We start from the raw sequence: 24,694 nt of genomic DNA on the forward strand, positions 1-24,694 counted from the left end.
CATTACTTCAGAACCAACACAGTGGACGCGAGCAAATGAGGACAAGCCCTCGGCCTATTAGTACCAGTCAACTCCACCGGTTACCCGGCTTCCATATCTGGCCTATCAACCCAGTCGTCTACTGGGAGCCTTACCCTCTCAAGGAGGTGGGAATACTCATCTCGAAGCAGGCTTCCCGCTTAGATGCTTTCAGCGGTTATCCCTCCCGAACGTAGCCAACCAGCCATGCCCTTGGCAGAACAACTGGCACACCAGAGGTTCGTCCGTCCCGGTCCTCTCGTACTAGGGACAGCCCTTCTCAATATTCCTACGCGCACAGCGGATAGGGACCGAACTGTCTCACGACGTTCTAAACCCAGCTCGCGTACCGCTTTAATGGGCGAACAGCCCAACCCTTGGGACCGACTCCAGCCCCAGGATGCGACGAGCCGACATCGAGGTGCCAAACCATCCCGTCGATATGGACTCTTGGGGAAGATCAGCCTGTTATCCCCGGGGTACCTTTTATCCGTTGAGCGACGGCGCTTCCACAAGCCACCGCCGGATCACTAGTCCCGACTTTCGTCCCTGCTCGACCCGTCGGTCTCACAGTCAAGCTCCCTTGTGCACTTACACTCAACACCTGATTGCCAACCAGGCTGAGGGAACCTTTGGGCGCCTCCGTTACCCTTTAGGAGGCAACCGCCCCAGTTAAACTACCCACCAGACACTGTCCCTGATCCGGATCACGGACCCAGGTTAGACATCCAGCACGACCAGAGTGGTATTTCAACGACGACTCCACACACACTGGCGTGCATGCTTCACAGTCTCCCACCTATCCTACACAAGCCGAACCGAACACCAATATCAAGCTATAGTAAAGGTCCCGGGGTCTTTCCGTCCTGCTGCGCGAAACGAGCATCTTTACTCGTAATGCAATTTCACCGGGCCTATGGTTGAGACAGTCGAGAAGTCGTTACGCCATTCGTGCAGGTCGGAACTTACCCGACAAGGAATTTCGCTACCTTAGGATGGTTATAGTTACCACCGCCGTTTACTGGCGCTTAAGTTCTCAGCTTCGCCCCACCGAAATGGAGCTAACCGGTCCCCTTAACGTTCCAGCACCGGGCAGGCGTCAGTCCGTATACATCGCCTTACGGCTTCGCACGGACCTGTGTTTTTAGTAAACAGTCGCTTCTCGCTGGTCTCTGCGGCCACCCCCAGCTCAGGAAGTAAATTCCATCACCGGAAATGGCCCCCCTTCTCCCGAAGTTACGGGGGCATTTTGCCGAGTTCCTTAACCATAGTTCACCCGAACGCCTCGGTATTCTCTACCTGACCACCTGAGTCGGTTTAGGGTACGGGCCGCCATGAAACTCGCTAGAGGCTTTTCTCGACAGCATAGGATCATCCACTTCACCACAATCGGCTCGGCATCAGGTCTCACCCTTGTATGAGAGACGGATTTGCCTATCTCTCGGGCTACACCCTTACCCCGGGACAACCACCGCCCGGGCTGGACTACCTTCCTGCGTCACCCCATCACTCACCTACTACAAGTCTGGTCCGTCGGCTCCACCACTCCCCATCACTCCGAAGAGATCAAAGGCGGCTTCACGGACTTAGCATCGCCTGATTCAATGTTTGGCGCTTCAAAGCGGGTACCGGAATATCAACCGGTTGTCCATCGACTACGCCTGTCGGCCTCGCCTTAGGTCCCGACTTACCCTGGGCAGATCAGCTTGACCCAGGAACCCTTAGTCAATCGGCGCAAACGTTTCTCACGTTTGTATCGCTACTCATGCCTGCATTCTCACTCGTGAACCGTCCACAACTACCTTCCGGCGCTGCTTCACCCGGCACACGACGCTCCCCTACCCATCACAGTCCCCGTTGGGGGTATGTACTGCAATGACACGACTTCGGCGGTACGCTTGAGCCCCGCTACATTGTCGGCGCGGAATCACTTGACCAGTGAGCTATTACGCACTCTTTCAAGGGTGGCTGCTTCTAAGCCAACCTCCTGGTTGTCTCTGCGACTCCACATCCTTTCCCACTTAGCGTACGCTTAGGGGCCTTAGTCGATGCTCTGGGCTGTTTCCCTCTCGACCATGGAGCTTATCCCCCACAGTCTCACTGCCGCGCTCTCACTTACCGGCATTCGGAGTTTGGCTAAGGTCAGTAACCCGGTAGGGCCCATCGCCTATCCAGTGCTCTACCTCCGGCAAGAAACACACGACGCTGCACCTAAATGCATTTCGGGGAGAACCAGCTATCACGGAGTTTGATTGGCCTTTCACCCCTAACCACAGGTCATCCCCCAGGTTTTCAACCCTGGTGGGTTCGGTCCTCCACGAAGTCTTACCTCCGCTTCAACCTGCCCATGGCTAGATCACTCCGCTTCGGGTCTTGAGCGCGCTACTAAACCGCCCTATTCGGACTCGCTTTCGCTACGGCTTCCCCACACGGGTTAACCTCGCAACACACCGCAAACTCGCAGGCTCATTCTTCAAAAGGCACGCAGTCACGACCGTGCTCCAAAGAACACGGCGACGCTCCCACGGCTTGTAGGCACACGGTTTCAGGTACTATTTCACTCCGCTCCCGCGGTACTTTTCACCATTCCCTCACGGTACTATCCGCTATCGGTCACCAGGGAATATTTAGGCTTAGCGGGTGGTCCCGCCAGATTCACACGGGATTTCTCGGGCCCCGTGCTACTTGGGAAATAAGCAAGCAAGCCGCTAATGTTTCAGCTACGGGGGTCTTACCCTCTACGCCGGGCCTTTCGCATGCCCTTCGCCTACATCAACGGTTTCTGACTCGCCTCATGGCCGGCAGACCATGAAAGCTCACTCCCACAACCCCGCATGCGCAACCCCTGCCGGGTATCACACACATACGGTTTAGCCTCATCCAGTTTCGCTCGCCACTACTCCCGGAATCACGGTTGTTTTCTCTTCCTGCGGGTACTGAGATGTTTCACTTCCCCGCGTTCCCTCCACATACCCTATGTGTTCAGGTATGGGTGACAGCCCATGACGACTGCCGGGTTTCCCCATTCGGACACCCCCGGATCAAAGCTCGGTTGACAGCTCCCCGGGGCCTATCGTGGCCTCCCACGTCCTTCATCGGTTCCTGGTGCCAAGGCATCCACCGTGCGCCCTTAAAAACTTGGCCACAGATGCTCGCGTCCACTGTGCAGTTCTCAAGCAACGACCAGCCACCCATCACCCCCACACCTACCGTGCAGAGTTCACTGGGGCCGGCGTACCGAAGGCCGAGCAACGCTCGCACCCTCAGACACCCAACAGCGTGCCCGACACGATCCATCCCCTTCACTGTGTTCCACGCCGAAGCAGTACTAACAGGAAGAATCAAAACCGTGCCGAGTAGTCAACGTTCCACCCATGAGCTAACCGTGCGAGACATTCGCTCGCAGTCGGCCATGTGCTCCTTAGAAAGGAGGTGATCCAGCCGCACCTTCCGGTACGGCTACCTTGTTACGACTTCGTCCCAATCGCCAGTCCCACCTTCGACGACTCCCTCCCACAAGGGGTTGGGCCACCGGCTTCGGGTGTTACCGACTTTCGTGACGTGACGGGCGGTGTGTACAAGGCCCGGGAACGTATTCACCGCAGCAATGCTGATCTGCGATTACTAGCGACTCCGACTTCATGGGGTCGAGTTGCAGACCCCAATCCGAACTGAGACCGGCTTTTTGAGATTCGCTCCACCTCACGGTATCGCAGCTCATTGTACCGGCCATTGTAGCACGTGTGCAGCCCAAGACATAAGGGGCATGATGACTTGACGTCGTCCCCACCTTCCTCCGAGTTGACCCCGGCAGTCTCCTGTGAGTCCCCATCACCCCGAAAGGCATGCTGGCAACACAGAACAAGGGTTGCGCTCGTTGCGGGACTTAACCCAACATCTCACGACACGAGCTGACGACAGCCATGCACCACCTGTACACCGACCACAAGGGGGCGACCATCTCTGGCCGTTTCCGGTGTATGTCAAGCCTTGGTAAGGTTCTTCGCGTTGCGTCGAATTAAGCCACATGCTCCGCCGCTTGTGCGGGCCCCCGTCAATTCCTTTGAGTTTTAGCCTTGCGGCCGTACTCCCCAGGCGGGGAACTTAATGCGTTAGCTGCGGCACGGACAACGTGGAATGTCGCCCACACCTAGTTCCCAACGTTTACGGCGTGGACTACCAGGGTATCTAATCCTGTTCGCTCCCCACGCTTTCGCTCCTCAGCGTCAGTATCGGCCCAGAGATCCGCCTTCGCCACCGGTGTTCCTCCTGATATCTGCGCATTTCACCGCTACACCAGGAATTCCGATCTCCCCTACCGAACTCTAGCCTGCCCGTATCGAATGCAGACCCGGGGTTAAGCCCCGGGCTTTCACATCCGACGCAACAAGCCGCCTACGAGCTCTTTACGCCCAATAATTCCGGACAACGCTCGCGCCCTACGTATTACCGCGGCTGCTGGCACGTAGTTAGCCGGCGCTTCTTCTGCAGGTACCGTCACTTGCGCTTCTTCCCTGCTGAAAGAGGTTTACAACCCGAAGGCCGTCATCCCTCACGCGGCGTCGCTGCATCAGGCTTTCGCCCATTGTGCAATATTCCCCACTGCTGCCTCCCGTAGGAGTCTGGGCCGTGTCTCAGTCCCAGTGTGGCCGGTCGCCCTCTCAGGCCGGCTACCCGTCGTCGCCTTGGTAGGCCATCACCCCACCAACAAGCTGATAGGCCGCGGGCTCATCCTGCACCGCCGGAGCTTTCCACCACCATGAGATGCCTCAAGTGGTCGTATCCGGTATTAGACCCCGTTTCCAGGGCTTGTCCCAGAGTGCAGGGCAGATTGCCCACGTGTTACTCACCCGTTCGCCACTAATCCCCCACCGAAGCGGGTTCATCGTTCGACTTGCATGTGTTAAGCACGCCGCCAGCGTTCGTCCTGAGCCAGGATCAAACTCTCCGTGAATGTTTTCCCGTAATCGGGATGCACACTCGCGTTGAGCGGAACCACCGGGAGGAATAATCCCAGTAGTTCACAGCGTCCTCGCTGTGTTTGTGTTTCTTCAAAGGAACCTCGTCCCAAACCATCAGGTTCGGAGACGGGGTATCAACATATCTGGCGTTGACTTTTGGCACGCTGTTGAGTTCTCAAGGAACGGACGCTTCCTTCGGATTCCCTCTCGGGTTTCCTCCGGGCGCTTCCCTTCGGTGTTTCACACTCTATCAGGCTATTTCCTGCTCTCTGACCACCGAATTTCTGCGAGCACGCAGAAGTGGATCCGAGATTGGATCTAGAGCTGAGGAGTGCTGCCTCGAATCGTTAACTCACGGCCTTCAGTCCGTGGCGTCTCGTCCGGGGCAGGAGTACGACACTACAGCCCCCGCAGGGGGGAGGCAAATCGATTCCCTGGCTCGCGGCCTGCCTGCGGTGGTTGCTCGCGAGCGGAATGGTCTACTCCTATGACTTACGCTTCTGGTCAGTTGAATCTCCACCCCTGGGAGGCTTCCCATGACCACCGTGACGTCCCCGCTCGCCGGACGTGCCATCGGACTGTCGGCAGTGCCCGACCCGGTGTTCTCCGGCGCGATGGTCGGTCCCGGCACCGCGATCGACCCCGAGCGTGAGCCCTCCGTGGCCGTGGCTCCCGTCGACGGCGTCATCGTCTCGCTGCACCCGCACGCGTTCGTCGTCGTCGACGAACAGGGTCACGGTGTCCTCACCCACCTCGGTATCGACACCGTCCAGCTCAACGGGCAGGGCTTCGAACTGCTCGTCAACAAGGGCGACACCGTCAAGCGCGGCGACTCCGTCGTGCGGTGGGACCCGGCCGCCGTCGAGGCCGCCGGCAAGTCGCCGATCTGCCCGGTCGTCGCGCTGGAGGCCACGGCCGACTCCCTCGGTGACGTCCGCGAGGACAGCGCGCTCGTCGCCGGAGACGTTCTGTTCACCTGGCAGTGACCGCGGCGCCGTCCTGACGGACGGCAGGTACGACATCCACCGCGGCGGGGGCGATCCGCCGCATTGACGGAGACGGTTGACATGGAGACAACGCTGCGAGGCGTCGGCGTGAGCCACGGGGTGGCGATCGGCGAGGTGCGGCACATGGGTACGGCGGTGCTGGAGCCGCCGGCGAGGCAGATTCCCGCGGACGAGGCACCGCGCGAGCAAGGGCGTGCCCGCCAGGCCGTGGAGGCGGTGTCCGCCGATCTGATCGCGCGCGGCAATCTGGCCGGCGGCGAGGCGCAGGCCGTGCTCGAGGCGCAGGCCCTGATGGCGCAGGACCCGGAGCTGATGGCCGATGTCGAGCGCCGGATCGCCGTGGGCAGCACCGCCGAGCGCGCGGTGTACGACGCGTTCGCGGCCTACCGGGCGCTGCTCGCCGGGGCCGGGGAGTACCTGGCCGGGCGGGTCGCCGACCTCGATGACGTACGGAACCGCATCGTGGCGCGGCTGCTGGGTGTGCCGATGCCGGGGGTGCCGGACAGCGACGAGCCGTACGTGCTGATCGCGCGGGACCTGGCGCCGGCCGACACCGCGCTGCTGGACCCGGCGCTGGTGCTCGGTTTCGTCACCGAGGAGGGCGGGCCGACCAGCCACAGCGCGATCCTGGCGCGGGCCCTCGGGGTGCCCGCGGTGGTGGCGCTGCCGGGCGCCTGCGAGCTCGCCGAGGGGACCGTGATCGCGGTCGACGGCAGCACCGGTGACGTACATGTGGAGCCGACCTCGCAGCAGCGGGCGGAACTGGCGCGGGCCGCGGAGGAGCGCAAGGCCGCGCTCGCCGCGGCGTCCGGCCCGGGTGCGACCTCCGACGGGCACAAGGTGCCGCTGCTGGCCAACGTCGGCGGCCCGGCCGACGTCCCGGCGGCGGTGGCCGCGGGTGCGGAGGGCGTCGGGCTGTTCCGTACCGAGTTCCTGTTCCTGGACGACAGCGAGCGGGCGCCGTCGGAGGAGAAGCAGATCGAGGCGTACCGGCAGGTGCTGGAGGCGTTCCCCGAGGGGCGTGTCGTGGTACGGGTCCTGGACGCGGGTGCGGACAAGCCGCTGGACTTCCTCACTCCGGCGGACGAGCCGAACCCGGCGCTGGGCGTGCGGGGTCTGCGGACCCTGCTGGACCACCCCGAGGTGCTGCGTACCCAGCTGACGGCGCTCGCCAAGGCCGCCGAGGGGCTGCCGGTCTACCTCGAGGTCATGGCGCCGATGGTGGCGGACCGGATCGACGCCAAGGCGTTCGCGGACGCGTGCCGTGAGGCCGGGTTGCGGGCGAAGTTCGGGGCGATGGTGGAGATCCCGTCCGCCGCGCTGCGGGCCCGTTCGATCCTGCAGGAGGTCGAGTTCCTGTCGCTGGGTACGAACGACCTGGCGCAGTACACCTTCGCCGCCGACCGCCAGGTGGGTGCGGTGTCCCGGTTCCAGGACCCGTGGCAGCCCGCGCTGCTCGACCTGGTGGCGGTGTCGGCCGAGGCCGCGCGTGCCGAGGGCAAGAGCTGCGGGGTGTGCGGTGAGGCGGCGTCCGACCCGCTGCTGGCGTGCGTGCTGACGGGTCTGGGCGTGACCAGCCTGTCCATGGGCGCGGCGTCACTCCCCTATGTGCGCGCCACCCTGGCCAAGCACACGCTCGCCCAGTGCGAGCGGGCCGCCGCGGCGGCCCGTGCCGCGGACACCGCCGAGGAGGCGCGGCGGGCCGCGCAGGCGGTGCTCTCGGGCGAGTGAGCCGGGCGCGCGGTGCCGGCCGTCCGATGTGAGTCCGGCTGACGGGCCGGACTCACGGGCCGGGCGGCGTGCTGGTGTGTGATGCGCGTGCTGGTGTGTGATGCGAAGGGGTGTCCTCCCGCTGCTGCGGGGACACCCCTTCGCTGTGTCAGCCGGTCATCGCTCCTCCTCGGGCTGGGGCAGCGGGAATCCCGCGCGGTACTCGACGCCGTGCTCGGGCGGGATGGGCTCGCCGGTGCGGACATCGGTGCAGTAGGCCGCGAAGACCTCGGCTTCGGTGAGCGGCTGGGGCCAGCCGTCCTGAAAGGTCCAGCCGCGGACCGTGTCGGGCGTGCCGCGAACGGTCGTGCGCAGGACCAGGCCGCCGGGGCTCTGGGTGGCGATGCCCGCGGCCAGCACGGTGGTGAACACCAGGGCCTCGGTCTCGATCAGCCGTGGCCGTCCGGTCTCCGGCACCTCGGCGTTGAGGGCGGCGGTGAGCGATCCGCCGTCGACGGGGACGCTGCAGACCAGATGGTGGGTGCCGGTGCCTGCCGTCTCCAGCAGCCGCCGGATCAGGGTCGAGGCGCGTTTGAAGGCGACCCGGCCGATCTGGGAGCCGCAGTCGGGGCGGTCCCCGGCGCGGGCCAGCACGGTCGTGGCGGACTCCCAGGTCAGCTGTTGCTCCACCGCGTCGAGGAGCTGCGGGACGAGGTCGGCGACGGACTGGCCCTCATAGGTGATGGTGGCGCCGACGGCCGCGACCTGGGCGACGTACCGAGTGCGGCTGTCGGCCGTGTCGGGGTCGAGGCGGGTGTCCGAGCAGAACCTCGCGTACTCGGCGGGGTCGAAGAGGGCGACCGTGGTGTGCACCTGCCGCGCCACCAGGTTCCGCAGCAGGCCCTCCACCTGCCGCAGATACTCGGTGTGGTCGTCGAAAGCGAACGATGTGTAGTGCCGCATGGCCGCGAAGTCGTGCTCGTCGGCCAGCACCGCGACCGTGCTGGGCGCTTCGCGGCGCAGGGCGCGCCGGAGGGTCCGCCGGGCTTCGCGTCGTGGTGGGCTGCCGTCCCGCGGAGGGCCCGTCCGCGCGGGACCCGTCCTCGTGGTGCCCTGCCGTGAGGTTCCCCGCCGCGGAGAGTCGTTCTTCCGTCGGCCCCTGCTCGTGTGGGCGCGTCGCGTGCCGCCCTTGCCCGCGTGGCCGTTCCTGGTGTGCGCCATGCATCCCCCTCGGTGCGTGGACGATCGTGCGTGGACGATCAGTGCTCACTCACCGTAACCGGCGCCACTGACAACGCCGTGTCGTCGGCGTCTCGTACCAGGTGGCGCTGGGCACCGCACATCGCGGCGAGGGCCGCGCCCAGGCCGAGCCAGCCGAGCGGTCCCGCGGCCATCGCGCCGGTGACGGCGAGCGGCCCGGCGCTGCGCTGGACCGCCTGGGCGAGGCCGTGTACGCCCAGGTAGGCACCCTGTGCCTGAGGAGGGGCGAGGGCGACGGACAGTTCCCAGGAGACGGCGGCGTGCAGCATCTCGGCGACGGTGAAGGCGGTCGCGGCCAGCAGCAGGGCGGCGGTGGCGAACCACGGGGGGCCGGCGGCGGACGCGGCGAGCGCGGCGCCTGCGCCGAGGAGGACCGCGGCGAGCGGCAGCAGCGCTCTGCGGGCCTTGCCGGGGGTGGCGCCGAAGCGGGCGAAGGGGACTTGGCAGAGCACGACGAGCACGTTGTTGAGGACGAGGAGGAGGGGTGCGAGTCCGTGCGGGGCGCTGGTGGCCGTGATGAGCCACAGCGGCAGTCCGATCTTGAGGACGGAGTCGTCGAGGAAGAGGGCGGCCTCGGTGGCGGTGTAGAGGAGGTAGCGGCGGTCGCGCCAGGGCGTCACCGCGGCGGGCTTCCCGGTGCCGTCCGCATCCGTGCCGTCCGCCTCCGTGCCGGAGGCCGTAGCGCGATCGGCCGTGGCCGGTCCCGTCGGGCGGGGTCCCTGGGCCACGACGCGGCTCGGCGCCGCGGGTTCGGTGCAGCGGAGGGTGAGCAGCGCGGCCGCGACGAAGGAGAGCGCGTCGCCGATCAGCAGCCAGCGGTAGACGGCGGTGGTGCCGGCGGTCAGCACCGCGGCCGCCACCAGGCCGCCGACCGCCCAGCCGCTGTTGGAGACCGTGCGGTTGACGGCCTGGTAGCGGGTGCGGTCCGGGCCGGCCACTCGGGCCGCGTAGAGCTTGGTGAGGACGGAGGAGGCCCGGTTGCCGAGGCTGGCGACCGCGTTGACGACCAGCAGGAGGCGGAGGTCGGTGGTGGTGAGGAGGGCGAACGCGGCGACGGCGCGGCCGGCTTGGACGGTCACCAGCAGCGGGCGCAAGGGGACCCGGTCGGCGATGACTCCGGCCAGCGGCGGGCCCGCGATGCCGATGGCGCCGGAGACGCCGAGCAGCACGCCGATCTGCGCGGTACCGAGTCCGACGACGTAGGTGAAGTAGAGGACGGCGGTCACCTCCGCCAGGCCGGAGCCGACTCTGTCGACGAAGGTGACGGCCAGCATGCGGCGGCCGCCCGTTCCTCCCGGGATGCGGTCGAGAAGTGCGGTGAGGCTGCGTGGCCCGCTCACCTGAGTCCCCCTATGACGGCTTGACAGCATGACGGCTTGACAGCGCTGTTTGTATCAATACATAATCTGTTCTGTGGCGACACAATATGAGATCACGGGTGCCGACGCCAAGGGGATTGCCGCGTCCATCGAGCGCGGCGTCGCGGGCGGGGCGCTGGCGCCGGGCGCCGCGCTGCCCCCGGTCCGCCGGCTCGCCGAGCGGCTCGGGGTCAGCCCCGGCACCGTCGCGACCACGTACAAGGAGTTGCGGCGGCGCGGCATCGTGGTCACGCGCGGCCGGGGCGGGACCGTCGTCGCGTCGGCTCCGGCCGTGGCCTCCCGGCGCCCGCCGACCGTGCCCGAGGGCGTCCGCGACCTGGCGGGCGGCCATCCCGATCCGGCGTTCCTACCCGCGCTGCTGCCGCCCGCCCGGCTCTCCCCCGGTGCCCGCTCGCACCGTTCGACGCCCCGGCTGCCGCATCTGGAGGAGCTGACCCGCGGCTGGTACGAGGCGGACGGTGTGCCGAGCGGGCACATCACGTTCGCGCACAGCGCGCTCGACTGCGTCGCGCGGCTGCTGTCGGTCGAGCTGCGGCCGGGCGACGCTGTGGCGATGGAGGACCCGGGGTACCACCATCTGCTGGACCTCGTCCCGGCGCTGGGGCTGCGCAGCGTGCCGGTGGCCGTGGACGACGAGGGCATCCGTCCGGAGGCGCTGCGGGCGGCGCTGCGGGCGGGGGCGCGTGCCGTCATCTGCAGTCCGCGGTCGCAGAATCCGTACGGCGGCTGCTTCTCCGCCGGGCGCCGTGACGCGCTGCTGGAGGTGCTCGCCGAGGCGCCGGAGGTGCTGGTGGTCGAGAACGACCACGCCGCGGACATCGCCGGGGCCCCGCTGCGAACGCTCACGGCGGGCGGCCCGGCACGCTGGGCCCAGGTGCGCACGGTGACCAAGTACCTGGGTACGGACCTGCGGTGGGCCGCGCTCGCCTGTGACCCGACGACGCTGGCGCGGCACGACGGGCGGCTGCTCCTCACCTCCGGCTGGGTCAGCCATGTACTCCAGGAGACCGTGACCCGGCTGATGGCGGACCCCGCGACACAGGAGCTGGTGGGACGGGCGCGTACGGCTTACGCGGAGCGCCGTACGGCGCTGATCGGGGAGTTGGCCGCGCGGGGCATCGCGGCACACGGGGCGAGCGGGTTGAACGTGTGGGTGCCGGTGCGCGACGAGGCGGCCGTGGTCAACGGGCTCCGGACGCACGGCTGGTGGGTCGCGGCCGGGGCGCGGTTCCGGCTCGCCGCCGCGCCCGGGGTGCGGATCACCACGGCGGGGTTGACGCCGGCGGACGCGGCGCGGCTGGCGGCGGACTTCGCCGCGGTGCTGGGTGAGTCCCAGGTGACGTACGGGGGGTAAGGCCGGAGGGCAAGGCGCTGGCCGTACGGGGCACGCCCGAGCAGGCCGGGCGCACCCGGACAGGCACGGACAGCGGACAAGCGCGGACAGCGGACAGGCGCGGTAGGCGATGGGCCCGGGGCAGGCCCCCGGGCCCATCGCTTCAGGCTCCGGTCCTCAGGCTCCCGTGGACGGGTTCCGCGGCATCCGTTCGCGGGCGATGCGCTCGTAGAAGGCCAGCAGTCCGGCGTTGTCCACGGAGCCGGGGTTGACGGCCTTCTCCAGCGCGGTGCCCTGCATCATCCGCTTCACCGGCACCTCCAGCCGCTTGCCCGTGAGGGTGTGCGGGACGCCCGGCACCTCGATGACCTCATCGGGGACGTGCCGCGGCGACAGCTGCTCGCGGATGGTCCGCTTGATCCGGTCGCGCAGCGCGTCATCGAGCGTGGCGCCCTCGGCGAGGTGGACGAAGAGCGGCATCCAGTAGCCGCCATCGGGCTGCTCCACGCCCAGGACGAGGGTCTCGCGGATCTCCGGGAGGCGCTCGACGGCCTCGTAGATGTCGGCGGAGCCCATCCGGACGCCCTGCCGGTTGAGGGTGGAGTCGGAGCGCCCGTGGATGACGACGCTGCCGCGCGAGGTGATGGTGATCCAGTCGCCGTGCCGCCAGACGCCCGGGTACATGTCGAAGTAACTGTCGCGGTAGCGGCTGCCATCCGGGTCGTTCCAGAAGCGGACCGGCATCGACGGCATGGGGCGGTTGACCACCAGCTCGCCGACCTCGTCGGTCAGCGGCTTGCCCTGCGGGTCCCACGCCTGGAGGTCGGTGCCGAGGCCGGGGGCCTGGAGTTCGCCGATGTAGACGGGCAGGGTGGGCACCGCGCCCGCGAAGCAGCTGCACACGTCCGTGCCGCCGCTGACGGAGGCGATCCACATGTCCTCGGCGACCTCGTCGTGGATCCAGCGGAACCCGTCGGGCGGCAGCGGGGACCCGGTGGTGGCCACACAGCGGATCGTGGACAGGTCGAAGTCGCGGCCGGGGTGGATGTCCGCCTTGCGGCAGGCCATGACGTACGCGGCGGAGGTGCCGAAGAGCTTGGCGCCGGTGCGTTCGGCGATCCGCCACTGGGCGGCCGTGTCGGGGTGACCGGGGCTGCCGTCGTACAGCACGACCGTGGCGCCCACCAGGAGGCCGGAGACGAGGAAGTTCCACATCATCCAGCCGGTGGAGGTGTACCAGAAGAACCGGTCGCCGGGGCCGAGGTCGGAGTGCAGGCCGAGCTGCTTGAGGTGCTCCACGAGGATGCCGCCGTGCCCCTGCACGATGGCCTTGGGCAGGCCGGTCGTACCGGAGGAGTACAGCACCCACAGCGGGTGGTCGAAGGAGACCTGCTCGAAGTCCGGTTCGACCGGGTCGGCGGTGAGCGCGTCCCACTCCAGCGTGCCCTCCGGAGCGGGCGTGCCCAGCAGCGGGATGTGGACGACGGCGCGCAGCGTCGGCAGTTCGCGGCGGAGCTCGGCGACGGTCTCGGTGCGGTCGTGCTCCTTCCCGCCGTAGCGGTAGCCGTCGACGGTGAACAGGACGACGGGTTCGACCTGCTGGAAGCGGTCCAGGACGCTGCGGGCGCCGAAGTCGGGGGCGCAGGAGGTCCACACCGCGCCCACCGCGGCGGTGGCCAGGAAGGCCACGGCGGCCTGCGGGACGTTGGGCAGATAGCCGCTGACGCGGTCGCCGGGCCGTACCCCGAGGCGGCGCAGGGCCGCGGCCAGGGAGCCGACCTGGTGGCGCAGCCCGGCCCAGCTGACCGGGCGCGGCTCCTGGCTCTCGTCCACGGCGAGCAGGGCGGGCTCCGAGGCGCGGGCGGGGTCCGTACCGGCGCGCAGCGCGTGTTCGGCGTAGTTCAGCCGGGCGCCGGGGAACCAGGTGGCGCCGGGCATCGCGGAGTCGGCGAGGACTGTCTCGTACGGGGTGGAGAAGCGGACGTCGAACCAGTCGGTCACCGCCTGCCAGAAGCGCTCCAGTTCCTCGACGGACCACCGGTGCAGGGCCGCGTAGCCGGCGGCAGGGTCACCGGGGACCGGGCCGGGCGCGCCGTACCGCTGTGCCGCCCACTGCTGGAAGCGGGTGATCTGGGCGCCTGCGACTCGGTCCTCGCCGGGGCGCCACAAGGGCTCAGGCGGGGTCGCGGGCTGCGGTGCGGTCGTCATCATCGGCTCCCGGGCTGTACGCGTCGTGTGCGTCACCGCGTCCACGTGCTGGTGGTGTGGTGACGCGGTCCAGCGAGACGATGCCATGTGATCGTCTCCCGCACCAGGGCGGCCGCTCCGCGCGGGAGGGTGGCGTGATGTGTGCGGACAGCGGGTGAACGACAGTTGAACGCGGCGCTGTGCGCGGGTCCGCGATGGCAGGCTGATCAGCATGAATGCGCGTGACCTGGTGCGGTCGGTGAAGGTGGTCGGTACGGCGCAGGGGCTGCGGTCGGTGCGGGCGGCGTGGCGACGGCGGCGTACGGACGCGCTCGGGCTGCCGCGGCGGGGGCCGGAGCGCGCCCGGACGCCGGGCGCCGCGCGGGACGCCGATCCCCAGCCGGGCGGCGGGGTGGTGCGATTCGCGCGGTCGTCCCTTCGGGTGCGGGTGACGAAGTCGGGTGCGGTGTTCTGCGGCTGGGACGGGGCCGGTCCCGAGCCGTCGTACGGGCTGGCCGGGCCGGGACCGGCGTTGGAGGCGGACGAGCGGGCGGTGCTGGAGCCGGACACCGACGGCGGCTGGCGGGTGGTGTCGGAGCGGGTGACCGTCGCGGTGTCCCGGCTGGGCGCGGTCGAGATTCGGACACCGGGCGGGGTGGTGCTCCGCCGGGACCTGCCACCGCGCTGGTGGGAACCGGCGGACGGGGTGGGGCCGGACGGGGTGGCGGTGGGAGCGGCAGGCGGGGCACCGTCGAACGGCGACGCCCCGGCGGGGGGCGGAGCAGGGGGTGGCCGGGCAGGGGGTGGTGGCGCAGCGGCGAGCGGGGGCAATGCGGGGAACGGGGGCGGGCGCCGGGGCGGGGACGGCGCTGGAGAGGGCGGCGGCCGGGACAGGGACAGCGGCGGCCTCGGGGGCGGCGGTTCGACGGCGCGGGGCGACGGTGTCCCCTCGCAGGCCGCCGGCATTCCCCGGCGGGTGGGCCGCGCGCCGGGTGCCGCCGCGCCGGATTCAGCCGTTCCCTGGGTCCAGCGGTCCGAAGTGGCCGCGGACGCCGCGGTCTTCGGGCTGGGCGGCCGGTCGGCGGGGCCGCGGCTGCGGGACGGCGCGTACCGGCTGTGGAACACCGATCCCGGCGGCAGTTTCGAGCCCGGGGACGATCCGCTGTACCTGACCATGCCGGTGCAGCTGGTGGTGGCGGACGCGGGAACCCACCTGATCTTCCACGACAACTCCTGGGACGGCACGGTCACGCTGCGGGCGGGTGAGGAGGGCAACGGTTCGGGGCACGACCGGCCCGGCTCCTGCGTGCTGCGGATGGAGGGGGGCCCGCTGCGCTACTGGGTGATCGTGGGCACCCCGGCGCGGGTGCTGCACGGCTGGACGGCGCTGACCGGCGCGCCCGCGGTGCCGCCGAGCTGGGCGCTGGGGTACCAGCACGCGCGCTGGGGCTTCGGTGACGAGCAGGAGGTGCGGCGGGTGGTGGCGGGCTACCGGGACCGGGGCCTGCCGCTGTCCGCGCTGCATCTGGACATCGACCACTACCGCGGCCACCGGGTCTTCTCCGTCGATACCCGGCGGTTCCCCGACCTGCCGGGGCTCGCGGCCCAACTGCGCGCCGACGGGGTGCGGCTGGTGTCGATCGTGGATCCCGCGGTGAAGGCCGAGCCGGGGGATCCGGTGTACGACAGCGGGGTGGCGGCGGGCGCGTTCGTCCGCGACGCCCGGGGCCGGACGGTGCGCGGCGTCGTGTGGCCGGGTGAGGCGGTCTTTCCGGACTTCACCGATCCGCGGGCGCGCGAGTGGTGGGCCGGACTGTACGAGGAGCGGCTGGCGCAGGGCTTCTCCGGGATGTGGCACGACATGAACGAGCCGGTGTCCTTCGCGGCCTTCGGCGATCCGACGCTGCCGCGCTCGGCCCGGCACGATCTGGAGGGCCGCGGCGGGGACCACCGCGAGGCGCACAACGTGTACGCGCTGGCCATGGCGCGCGCCGGGTACGAGGGGCTGCGCGCGGCGCGGCCCGAGGAGCGGCCGTTCCTGTTCTCGCGCTCGGGGTGGGCGGGGATGCAGCGGTACGGGGGCACCTGGTCCGGCGACGTGGCCACCGGCTGGCCGGGGCTGCGGACCTCGTTGGCGCTGGTGCTGGGCCTGGGGCTGTGCGGGGTGCCGTACTCGGGCCCCGATGTGGGGGGCTTCACCGGCAGCCCGTCGCCCGAGCTGTTCCTGCGCTGGTTCCAACTGGCCTCGTACCTGCCGCTGTTCCGTACCCATTCGGCGATCTGGGCGGGGCGCAGGGAGCCGTGGGAGTTCGGCCCGGAGGTGCTGGAGCACGCGGCGGCGGCACTGCGCGGGCGGCAGCGGCTGATGCCGTATTTCGTGACGTTGGCGGAGGTGGCGCGGCGTACGGGTGCCCCGTATGTGCGGCCGGTGTGGTGGCGGCAGCCGCAGGACCGGGCGTTGCGGGACTGCGAGGACGCGTTTCTGCTGGGGGATTCGCTGCTGGTGGCGCCGGTGGTGGAGGAGGGCGCGCGGGAACGGCGGGTCCGGCTGCCGCGCGGACGCTGGTACGACACGGCGACCGGCAGGGCGTACGAGGGGCCGGGCTGGGCGCGGCCAGCGGCGCCGTGGTCGCGGATCCCGGTGCTGGCGCGGGCGGGTTCGGTGATCCCGGTGGCGGGTGCGGACGGCGGGGTGGAGCTTGAGGTGTGGGCGCCCGCGCCGGGGCGTACCGGTGGCGGGCTGCTGATCGAGGACGCGGGAGACGGGTGGGAGCAGCCGTCGGCGGTGCGGTTCACCACGCGGTGGCGCAACGGCGAGGTGGTGGTGGAGCGGGACGGGGCGGCCGAGGTGGGGTATCCGGTGCGGACGCGGGGCTGTTAGGCAGCCGGGACCGCGGCCGCGCGCCGAACCCGGGGGCGTGGCCGCGCCGCGCCCGGGGCCGTGACCGCACCGCGCCACGCTCGGGACCGTGACCGCGCCGCACCGCGCCCGGGATCGTGGCCGCACCGCGCCACGCCCGGGGCCGCGCGGCGCCCGCGGCCGGGGCCGCGCCCTGACCAGGACCGCGCCATGGCCGCGGCTCCTCGCAGCCAGCCGTTCGGCCGCGCCGTGGCCGCGCGCCCCCGGTTCTTGTCCACGCGGCGTGCGGCTGGTATCTGGAGGGAGCATGCCAAGACCTGCCGCCGCTCTGCGCGCGCTCATCCTGTCCCTGGCCGCCGTGACCGCCCTCGCCTCGCCCGCCCCGGCGCAGGCGAAGCCGGTACGCGCACCGGCGAAGCCGGAACCCGTACCAGCGGACCCAGGCCCGGAGCCGAAGGCCCCGAAGGAGTTCGTGGCCCTCAGCGATGTGGATCCGACGATCCTTCAGGAGATCCGTTACGTCACCCCGCACAACTTCACCGGCCATCGGATCGACGGCTACCGCCGGCCGATGTGCATCCTGACGCGTCCGGCCGCCGAGGCGCTGCGTACGGCGCAGCGTCGGCTGCTGCGGCTTGGCTACTCGCTCAAGGTGTACGACTGCTACCGGCCGCAGCGCGCGGTCGATGACTTCGTCGCCTGGGCCGAGGATCTCGACGACCAGGCGATGAAGGGAGAGTTCTATCCGCATGTCGACAAGTCGAGGCTGTTTCTGGACGGCTATATCGCCGAGAAGTCGGGGCATAGCCGGGGCAGTACGGCGGATCTGACGATCATGCGGTTGCCCGCCGTTCCGACCCGGCCGTACGTGCCGGGCGAGCCGCTCGTGCCGTGCTACGCGCCGCAGGCGGAGCGGTTCCCGGACAACTCCGTGGACATGGGCACCGGGTTCGACTGCTTCGACACCCTCTCCCACACGCTCGATCCGCGGATCCAGGGTGCGCAACGGGCGAACCGGCTGCTGCTGAAGGACACGCTGGAGCGGGTGGGCTTCGTCAACCTGGCCGAGGAGTGGTGGCACTACACGTACAAGCCGGAGCCGTTCCCGGACGCGTACTTCGACTTCCCGGTCTCGCGGCGGTCGCTGTCCGGCCGCCGTCAGCGGCCGGGTTCCGCGCGGGGGGCCACCTCCGTACACTTCTGACGTTCCGTCAGATTCATCGAGGCGGGGAGGGGCCATGTCGCGCGTGCGTACGCCGGTGGTGTCCGGCTGGTTCAGCGGGGAGGGGGAGGACTTCCGGCTGCTGGGCACGCGGTGCCGCGCCTGCTCAGCGGTCTTCTTCCCGCGCGAGGACGCGTTCTGCCGCGATCCGGGCTGCGGCGGCGCCGAACTCGACGAGGTGCCGCTCTCCCGGTGCGGCCGGGTGTGGTCGTACACCGACGGGCGCTACCGGCCGCCCGCGCCGTACGTGTGGGACGACGACCGGGAGTGGCGGCCGCACACCCTGATCGCGGTGGAGCTGGCGGCCGAGCGGATGATGGTGCTCGGGCAGGGCGAGCCCGGTCTGACCGTGGCGGACCTCGCCGTGGGCATGACGGTACGGGCGGTGCCGGGAGTGCTGAACGAGGACGCCGGACACGTCTGGACGACCTGGTACTGGCGGCCCGTACCGGGGCGGGCACGATGACCGGCGACGTGCCGGCCCGTATCGGAGCGGACTCCGTGACCGGCGACGTGGCGGTGCTGGGCGCCGGGATGCATCCGTGGGGCAAGTGGGGACGCCCGTTCACCGCGTACGGGGCCATCGCCGCGCGCGCCGCCCTCGCCGACGCCGGTCTCCCCTGGTCCCGTATCGGATCGGTGGTCGGCGCCGGGACCGTACGCGGCGGGTACCCGGGACACGTTGCGGGCTCCGCCTTCGCCCGTGCGCTGGGGTGGCAGGGCGCGCGGATGAGCACCGTGTACGCGGCGTGCGCCTCCGGCGCACACGCCATCGCCAGCGCCCGCGCGCAGATCCTGGCCGGCCTGGCGGAGGTGGTGCTCGTGGTCGGCGCGGACGCGGCGCCCAAGGGCTTCTTCGCACCCGCGGGCGGCGACCGGCCCGACGATCCGGACTGGCTGCGGTTCCGGCTGCTGGGCGCCACCAACCCCGCCTACTTCGCGCTCTACGCCCGCCGCCGGATGGCCGAACACGGCGACACGCCCGAGGACTTCGCCCAGGTCAAGGTGAAGAACGCGGCGGCGGGCGCGGTCAATCCGCGGGCCCGCTACCGGCGGCGGGTGACCGCCGGGGAGGTCGCCGCCTCCCCCGTCGTCGCCGATCCCCTGCGGCTGCTGGACATCTGCGCCACCTCCGACGGCGGTGCCGCCCTGGTGCTGTCCGGCATGGACTTCGCGCGGCGGCACGGCCATCCGCGCCCGGTCCGGATCCGCGCCGTGTCCACCGTCACCCCGCGCTATCCGCGCACCGACCTGGATCTGCCGGACATCGCCACGGACTCGGCCGCGGGCACGCCCCCGCCCACGAGAGGATTCCGGCCGTCCGTCGCGCACGCCGCGTACGAGGAGGCCGGGCTCGGCCCCGGGGACCTGTCGCTCGCGGAGGTGTACGACCTGTCCACCGCACTGGAGCTCCAGTGGTACGAGGACCTGGGGCTGTGCGCCGCAGGGGACGGCGCGAAACTGCTGCGGGAGGGCGCGACGGCGCTCGGCGGGCGGCTGCCGGTCAACCCCAGCGGCGGGCTGGCGTCCTTCGGGGAGGCGGTCCCGGCACAGGCCATCGCCCAGGTCTGCGAGCTGACCTGGCAGCTGCGCGGGCAGGCGGGAGACCGTCAGGTGCCCGGGGCGCGGGCCGGGATCACCGCGAACCAGGGGCTGTTCGGCCACGGGTCGTCGGTGGTCGCGGTGATCTGACGCCGCTCTGCCGTGCGTCGCCTGCGGGCGCGGGGAACCTCACGCGGCCCTCCCCCACGTCACCGACAGGCGCGGGGAACCCCACGCCGCCCTCCCTCACGTCACCGGCGGGGGCGCGAACCCCATGCCGCTCCGCTCCGGAAAGCGGCCGCACGCTTGAGGAGAAGTCCGTACGCTCCGAAAGGGCTCATGAACTCCGAGTGAACCACGCGCCGTTGGCCTCGCTCGCCCGCCATCCTGCTGCCGTGCCCTCCTGGACGGACGATCTCCGCTTCGCGTACCAGCCCGTCGTGAACCTCACCACCGCCTCGGTCACCGCGCTGGAGATACTCGCCCGCCCCGAGACCGGCGATGTGCTCGCGGAGGCCCGCCGGGACCCGCGCACCGACGCCGAACTGGCCGGTCTCGCGGTGCGCGCGGCCGCACGGCACGAGGCACTGCTGCCCTTGCATGTGAACGTCTTCGCCGCCACCGTCGCCGCGCTACCGGGACTGCCGCCCCTGGGCCGGGCGGTCGCGGAGACCGGGCGTCGCCCGTGGGAGATCACCCTGGATGTGGGCCCGCCGTTCGGCGACGTCCCGCACCGCACCCTGGTGGCGGGCGTCTCGGAGCTGCGCCGTCAGGGCTACCGGATCTGCGTCGACGGGGTCGGTGACGGCGACCTTCCGCTGCGGCTGCTCACGCGGCTCGCCCCCGACCTGGTCAAACTGGACGCCACGGTCGTCGCCGGGCTGCCGCAGGACTCAGGCAGCCGAGCCGCCGTCGCCGCGCTGCGGCACCTGTGCGACGGCTTCGGCGCACTGCTGGCCGCCGAGGGCGTGGAGACCGAGCGGCAGTGCGCCGCGGCGCGCGGCGCGGGCGCGCAGCTCGCGCAGGGCAACCTCTTCGCGCCCCCGGCCCGCCGCCCGGCGGCGGCCGTCTTCCGGCCGGCGGCCGCCGCCGCGCCGCACCCGGCGACCGGCCCGCGCGAGCCGCGGATCGCGCAGTTCGTGCAGCCCGCCGCGCTGCTGCCGCTGTCCGCGTCGGCCGAGCGCGTCCGGACGCTGCTCACCGGATCGCCCGGCATCTCCAGCGTGCTGCTGGTGGACAGCGGCGGCGTCCCTCGGCGGGCCGTGCACCGGGACCGCTTCCTGCTGTCGCTGTCCGGGCGTTACGGGCACGCCCTGTACGCGGACCGGCCCGCCGTGAAGCTGGCCGACTGCCCCCGCACGGTGCCGCTCGACGCCACGGCGTGGGAGGTCCTGGATGTGGTCGCGGCCGACGAACGGTCCCGTACCGGAGACGACGTGGCGGTGGTGGACGGAGCGGGCCGCTGCGTGGGCGTGGTGCACCTGGCCGACATCGTGCGAGCGCTGGCGGAGAACCGGGTGGAGGAGGCGGCGCGGCTCAATCCGCTGACCCGGCTGCCCGGTTCCGACACCGTCAACGCGGAGGTGGACCGGCGGATCGCCATCGGCCGGGCCTTCGCGCTGAGCTGGCTGGACGTGGACGGCTTCAAGCAGGTCAACGACGGCGCCGGGTTCGCGGCGGGCGACGAGCTGATCCGTTCGGTGGGCCGCGCCCTGGCCGACGCCGCCGGCGGCCGGGCCGCCCGGATCGGCCACATCGGCGGCGACGACTTCCTGGTGCTCACCGACCCGGACGGGCCGGACGGGCCGGAGCCCATCGCCGCCGCGGTGCTGGACACCGCCTGGTCGGCGGGCGGGCTGCCGGTCACGCTGTCGCTGGCCACCGTGGTCTGCCCGGCGGGCAGCGTCACCGACCACCGGCAGGCCGCCGCGTGCCTCGCGCCGCTGAAGAAGACCGCCAAGTCGCTGCGCGGGGCGAGCTGGGTGCTGTCGCGCCCGGGCGCGGCGTTCCAGGAGGTACGGCGCGGCGCGAGCATGGAACGGGCACCGGGGGCAGGTGGCGGGGTGCCGGGCCCGGAGCGGGCGCCGGGGCCGGGGAAGGCGCCCGGGCCGAGGCCGGGCGGCGTGCGGGGCGCAACCGCGCCAGGGGGCGTACGCCGCAGCGGCAGCCACCAGCCGCAGCCGTACCCGGCTTCTTGACGCTCCGTCATCACCGGAGAACACTGGCAGCCGCCTTCTGAATCGGGAGCCGTCATGACGGACCGCTACGTCGCCGCCATCGATCAGGGCACCACGTCCAGCCGCTGCATCGTCTTCGACTCCGGTGGCGGGATCGTCGCCGTCGACCAGCGCGAGCACCGCCAGATCTTCCCGCAGCCGGGCTGGGTGGAGCACGACGCCCGCGAGATCTGGTCCACGGTCCAGGCCGTGGTGGCCGGCGCGCTCGCCGCGGCGGGGCTGCGGGCCGAGCAGTTGGGCGCGCTGGGCATCACCAACCAGCGGGAGACCACCGTCCTGTGGGACCGGTCGACCGGCGAGCCGGTGCACAACGCCATCGTCTGGCAGGACACCCGTACCTCCGGGCTCTGCCTGGAACTGGGCGGCGAGCACGGGCAGGACCGGTTCCGCGACGCCACCGGGCTGCCGCTCGCCAGCTACTTCTCGGGGCCGAAGGCCGCCTGGCTGCTGGACCGGGTGCCGGGGCTGCGGCGCCGCGCCGAGCGGGGTGAGATCGCGTTCGGCACCATCGACTCCTGGCTGATCTGGAACCTGACCGGCGGTACGGACGGCGGGGTGCACGTCACCGACGTCACCAACGCCTCGCGCACCCTGCTGATGAACCTGGCGACCCTCCAGTGGGACCCGGGCATCCTGTCCGCCTTGGACCTGCCCGAGGCGGTCCTGCCGGAGATCCGCTCCTCCGCCGAGGTGTACGGCACGGCGGTCGGGCAGCTCGCGGGCGTCCCCGTGGCCGCCGCGCTCGGCGACCAGCAGGCCGCCGTCTTCGGCCAGACCTGCTACGGCGTCGGCGAGGCGAAGAACACCTACGGCACCGGCAGCTTCCTGCTGCTGAACACCGGTGACCGGCCGGTGCCGTCCACGAACGGGCTGCTGACCACGGTGGGTTACCGGCTGGGCGGCGAGGCGCCCGTCTACTGCCTGGAGGGGTCGATCGCGATCACCGGCGCGCTGGTGCAGTGGTTCCGCGACCAGCTCGGCATCATCCGTTCCGCCGAGGAGATCGAGCCGCTGGCGGCGAGCGTGGCGGACAACGGCGGCGCGTACATCGTCCCCGCCTTCTCCGGGCTGTTCGCGCCGTACTGGCGGTCCGACGCGCGCGGGGTGGTCACCGGGCTGACCCGGTACGTCACCAAGGCGCATCTGGCCCGCGCCGTGCTGGAGGCGACCAGCTGGCAGACCCGTGAGGTGGTCGACGCGATGTACCAGGACTCGGGGGTACGGATCACGACGCTGAAGGTCGACGGCGGCATGACCGCCAACGGGCTGCTGATGCAGCATCAGGCGGATGTGCTGGGGGTGCCCGTGATCCGGCCGGTGGTGGCTGAGACCACCTGTCTGGGCGCGGCGTACGCGGCGGGGCTGGCCACCGGTGTGTGGCAGGACCTGGACGAGCTGCGGACCCACTGGCGACGGGACGCCGAGTGGGCGCCGACGATGCCCGCCGGGGCGCGGGAGCGGGAGTACACCAACTGGCGCCGCGCGGTGGAGCGGTCCTTCGGCTGGCAGGAGGACGGGGCCTGACGCACGCGGCGCCCGCGCCCCGTCCCCTCCCGCGACGGCGCGGTGCGCCGCCTTCGTCAGCGCTTCGTGGCGGACACCATCATGGCGTGCTCGACGACCGATATGAGCACTTCCTTGACCGACTCCCGCTGCCGCGCGTCGCACAGGACGACGGGCGTGCCCGGGTCGAGGTCGAGGGCGTCGCGCACCGTCTCCTCCGGGTAGCGGGGAGCGCGGTCGAAGCAGTTGACGGCGACCGTGAACGCGATGCCGCGCCGCTCGAAGTAGTCGACGGCGGCGAAGCAGTCCTGGAGGCGGCGGGTGTCGGCCAGGACGACAGCGCCCAGCGCGCCCGTGGACAGCTCGTCCCACAGGAACCAAAACCGGTCCTGTCCGGGGGTGCCGAACAGGTACAGCACCAGGTCCTCGCGGAGCGTGATGCGCCCGAAGTCCATGGCGACCGTCGTGGTGCGCTTGCCCTCCACACCGGCCAGGTCGTCGACCGGGCGGCCCGCCTCCGTGAGCAGTTCCTCGGTGCGCAGCGGCTTGATCTCGCTGACGGCGCCGACCAGAGTGGTCTTGCCCGCGCCGAAGCCGCCCGCCACAAGGATCTTCAGCGTCACCGGGTCGACGACCTGGGGGCGGCCGCCGTCAGAGTGCCCGTAGACCATTGATCACCTCGCGCAGAATCCTCTCGTCCGGCAGTTCCGCCGGAGGTACGGGCCGGGACACTCGGATGAGTGCCGCGTGCAGCAGGTCGCCGATGAGCACCCGGATCACGCCGATCGGCAGGTCTAACTCGGCGGCCAGCTCGGCGACGGACAGCGGGGTGTCCGTGCTGCGCTCGACGATCTCGATGTGCTCCGGCGACAACGTCTGGTCCGGCGCCGACCGTCTCTCCACGCGGTCCGCCACCACGACCGCGATGAGGTCGAGTTTGCCCTCCGCGGCGCTGCGGGTACGGCCGCGGGTCATGGCGTACGGCCGGACCACCGGCCCTGCCGCGTCGTCGAACCAGCCCTCCGCGTCCAGCGTCATGTCACCCCCCGTCACCCGCCGGAGCGCGGCGCGCTGCCCAGATGCACGCCCACGCGCTTGACCAGCAGCGTCATCTCGTAGGCGACCTGGCCGACGTCGGAGTCGGCGTCGGCGAGCACGGCCAGGCAGCTGCCGTCGCCGGCGGCCGTGACGAACAGGAAGGCGTCGTCGAGTTCGACGATGGTCTGCCGGACCCGTCCGACGTCGAAGTGGCGTCCCACGCCCTTGGCGAGGCTGTGGAAACCGGACGCCACGGCGGCAAGGTGCTCCCCGTCCTCGCGGGACAGGTCGCGCGAGCCGCCGGTGGGCAGGCCGTCTCCGGACAGCACCAGTGCCTTGCGGATGCTGCCCACGCGCCCGACCAGTTCGTCGAGCAGCCAGTTCAACTCGCCCGAGTTCGGGTTGTGGCGTGCTGCGGCGTGCGGTGCGGTCATCGA

The 24,694-nt window shown here is 70.5% G+C and carries 15 protein-coding genes and 2 rRNA genes; 9 read left to right on the plus strand and 8 right to left on the minus strand.

The annotated features are described in order from the left end of the window. Positions 1 to 37: 37 nt before the first annotated feature. Positions 38 to 3,162 (minus strand): 23S ribosomal RNA (locus ACQUSR_RS03255). Between the two features lie 281 nt (positions 3,163 to 3,443). Next, positions 3,444 to 4,972 (minus strand): 16S ribosomal RNA (locus ACQUSR_RS03260). The 16S and 23S rRNA genes sit together here, the layout of an rRNA operon. A gap of 543 nt (positions 4,973 to 5,515) precedes the next feature. Here ACQUSR_RS03260 and ACQUSR_RS03265 point away from each other — a divergent pair. Both ACQUSR_RS03265 and ptsP read left to right on the plus strand, forming a co-directional pair. Beyond that, positions 5,516 to 5,965: a PTS sugar transporter subunit IIA gene (locus ACQUSR_RS03265; RefSeq protein ID WP_431040997.1), complete on the plus strand. Its 450-nt coding sequence runs from the start codon at positions 5,516 to 5,518 to the stop codon at positions 5,963 to 5,965. A gap of 81 nt (positions 5,966 to 6,046) precedes the next feature. After that, on the plus strand, positions 6,047 to 7,717 hold the full coding sequence (ptsP, locus tag ACQUSR_RS03270; protein WP_431040998.1) for a phosphoenolpyruvate--protein phosphotransferase: 1,671 nt from the start codon (positions 6,047 to 6,049) through the stop codon (positions 7,715 to 7,717). A 156-nt stretch (positions 7,718 to 7,873) separates the two neighbouring features. Here the strand turns inward: ptsP and ACQUSR_RS03275 are convergent, their stop codons facing one another. After that, a complete protein-coding gene (locus ACQUSR_RS03275; RefSeq protein ID WP_431040999.1) occupies positions 7,874 to 8,917 on the minus strand; it encodes a hypothetical protein in 1,044 nt (347 codons plus the stop codon). Between the two features lie 38 nt (positions 8,918 to 8,955). Then, positions 8,956 to 10,296: an MFS transporter gene (locus ACQUSR_RS03280; RefSeq protein WP_431041000.1), complete on the minus strand. Its 1,341-nt coding sequence runs from the start codon at positions 10,294 to 10,296 to the stop codon at positions 8,956 to 8,958. A gap of 73 nt (positions 10,297 to 10,369) precedes the next feature. Between ACQUSR_RS03280 and ACQUSR_RS03285 the strand changes: the two genes are divergently transcribed. Then, positions 10,370 to 11,689 carry an aminotransferase class I/II-fold pyridoxal phosphate-dependent enzyme gene (locus ACQUSR_RS03285; RefSeq protein ID WP_431041001.1) on the plus strand — a complete coding sequence of 440 codons (1,320 nt, stop codon included), beginning with the start codon at positions 10,370 to 10,372 and terminating at the stop codon, positions 11,687 to 11,689. Positions 11,690 to 11,845: 156 nt separating this feature from the next. Here the strand turns inward: ACQUSR_RS03285 and ACQUSR_RS03290 are convergent, their stop codons facing one another. Next, positions 11,846 to 13,876 carry an acetoacetate--CoA ligase gene (locus ACQUSR_RS03290; RefSeq protein WP_431047343.1) on the minus strand — a complete coding sequence of 677 codons (2,031 nt, stop codon included), beginning with the start codon at positions 13,874 to 13,876 and terminating at the stop codon, positions 11,846 to 11,848. A gap of 211 nt (positions 13,877 to 14,087) precedes the next feature. On the opposite strand from ACQUSR_RS03290, the gene ACQUSR_RS03295 reads away from it, so the two are divergent. The 6 genes from ACQUSR_RS03295 (at position 14,088) to glpK (ending at position 23,240) form a co-directional block, all read left to right on the plus strand. After that, a complete protein-coding gene (locus ACQUSR_RS03295) occupies positions 14,088 to 16,736 on the plus strand; it encodes a glycoside hydrolase family 31 protein (protein WP_431041002.1) in 2,649 nt (882 codons plus the stop codon). 286 nt (positions 16,737 to 17,022) lie between these two features. Further along, the gene (locus ACQUSR_RS03300) at positions 17,023 to 17,919 is read left to right on the plus strand and encodes a M15 family metallopeptidase (protein ID WP_431041003.1); all 897 of its coding nucleotides are present in this window, start codon (positions 17,023 to 17,025) and stop codon (positions 17,917 to 17,919) included. 34 nt (positions 17,920 to 17,953) lie between these two features. Beyond that, a complete protein-coding gene (locus tag ACQUSR_RS03305) occupies positions 17,954 to 18,403 on the plus strand; it encodes a Zn-ribbon domain-containing OB-fold protein (RefSeq protein ID WP_431041004.1) in 450 nt (149 codons plus the stop codon). Then, positions 18,400 to 19,629, plus strand: coding sequence for a lipid-transfer protein (locus tag ACQUSR_RS03310; protein WP_431041005.1), 1,230 nt, complete (start codon positions 18,400 to 18,402; stop codon positions 19,627 to 19,629). The genes ACQUSR_RS03305 and ACQUSR_RS03310 overlap by 4 nt, the downstream gene beginning before the upstream one ends. A 245-nt stretch (positions 19,630 to 19,874) precedes the next feature. Beyond that, positions 19,875 to 21,677, plus strand: coding sequence for an EAL domain-containing protein (locus tag ACQUSR_RS03315; RefSeq protein WP_431041006.1), 1,803 nt, complete (start codon positions 19,875 to 19,877; stop codon positions 21,675 to 21,677). A gap of 54 nt (positions 21,678 to 21,731) precedes the next feature. Then, complete coding sequence (glpK, locus tag ACQUSR_RS03320) at positions 21,732 to 23,240, plus strand: glycerol kinase GlpK (protein WP_431041007.1); 1,509 nt, start codon at positions 21,732 to 21,734, stop codon at positions 23,238 to 23,240. Positions 23,241 to 23,296: 56 nt separating this feature from the next. Here the strand turns inward: glpK and ACQUSR_RS03325 are convergent, their stop codons facing one another. Genes ACQUSR_RS03325 through ACQUSR_RS03335 form a run of 3 tightly spaced genes read right to left on the minus strand, consistent with a single transcriptional unit; the run spans position 23,297 to position 24,691 of the window. Continuing rightward, complete coding sequence (locus ACQUSR_RS03325) at positions 23,297 to 23,890, minus strand: GTP-binding protein (protein WP_431041008.1); 594 nt, start codon at positions 23,888 to 23,890, stop codon at positions 23,297 to 23,299. Then, the gene (locus ACQUSR_RS03330) at positions 23,871 to 24,257 is read right to left on the minus strand and encodes a DUF742 domain-containing protein (protein WP_431041009.1); all 387 of its coding nucleotides are present in this window, start codon (positions 24,255 to 24,257) and stop codon (positions 23,871 to 23,873) included. The genes ACQUSR_RS03325 and ACQUSR_RS03330 overlap by 20 nt, the downstream gene beginning before the upstream one ends. Before the next feature lie 11 nt (positions 24,258 to 24,268). Further along, entirely contained in the window at positions 24,269 to 24,691 is a 423-nt protein-coding gene (locus ACQUSR_RS03335) for a roadblock/LC7 domain-containing protein (protein WP_431041010.1), read from the minus strand. Positions 24,692 to 24,694 lie beyond the last annotated feature (3 nt).

It is taken from the genome of Streptomyces sp. P1-3, from assembly GCF_050613155.1.
In the GTDB taxonomy this organism is placed as follows: Bacteria; Actinomycetota; Actinomycetes; order Streptomycetales; family Streptomycetaceae; genus Streptomyces.

What these genes read in the sequence shown, in the direction of transcription:
- ACQUSR_RS03265 (WP_431040997.1), top strand. Translation starts at nt 5,516, where the DNA reads ATGACCACCGTGACGTCCCCGCTCGCCGGACGTGCCATCGGACTGTCG.
- ACQUSR_RS03330 (WP_431041009.1), bottom strand. Translation starts at nt 24,257, where the DNA reads ATGACGCTGGACGCGGAGGGCTGGTTCGACGACGCGGCAGGGCCGGTG.
- ACQUSR_RS03295 (WP_431041002.1), top strand. Translation starts at nt 14,088, where the DNA reads ATGAATGCGCGTGACCTGGTGCGGTCGGTGAAGGTGGTCGGTACGGCG.
- ACQUSR_RS03325 (WP_431041008.1), bottom strand. Translation starts at nt 23,890, where the DNA reads ATGGTCTACGGGCACTCTGACGGCGGCCGCCCCCAGGTCGTCGACCCG.
- ACQUSR_RS03335 (WP_431041010.1), bottom strand. Translation starts at nt 24,691, where the DNA reads ATGACCGCACCGCACGCCGCAGCACGCCACAACCCGAACTCGGGCGAG.
- ACQUSR_RS03275 (WP_431040999.1), bottom strand. Translation starts at nt 8,917, where the DNA reads ATGGCGCACACCAGGAACGGCCACGCGGGCAAGGGCGGCACGCGACGC.
- glpK (WP_431041007.1), top strand. Translation starts at nt 21,732, where the DNA reads ATGACGGACCGCTACGTCGCCGCCATCGATCAGGGCACCACGTCCAGC.
- ptsP (WP_431040998.1), top strand. Translation starts at nt 6,047, where the DNA reads ATGGAGACAACGCTGCGAGGCGTCGGCGTGAGCCACGGGGTGGCGATC.
- ACQUSR_RS03300 (WP_431041003.1), top strand. Translation starts at nt 17,023, where the DNA reads ATGCCAAGACCTGCCGCCGCTCTGCGCGCGCTCATCCTGTCCCTGGCC.
- ACQUSR_RS03290 (WP_431047343.1), bottom strand. Translation starts at nt 13,876, where the DNA reads ATGACGACCGCACCGCAGCCCGCGACCCCGCCTGAGCCCTTGTGGCGC.
- ACQUSR_RS03305 (WP_431041004.1), top strand. Translation starts at nt 17,954, where the DNA reads ATGTCGCGCGTGCGTACGCCGGTGGTGTCCGGCTGGTTCAGCGGGGAG.
- ACQUSR_RS03310 (WP_431041005.1), top strand. Translation starts at nt 18,400, where the DNA reads ATGACCGGCGACGTGCCGGCCCGTATCGGAGCGGACTCCGTGACCGGC.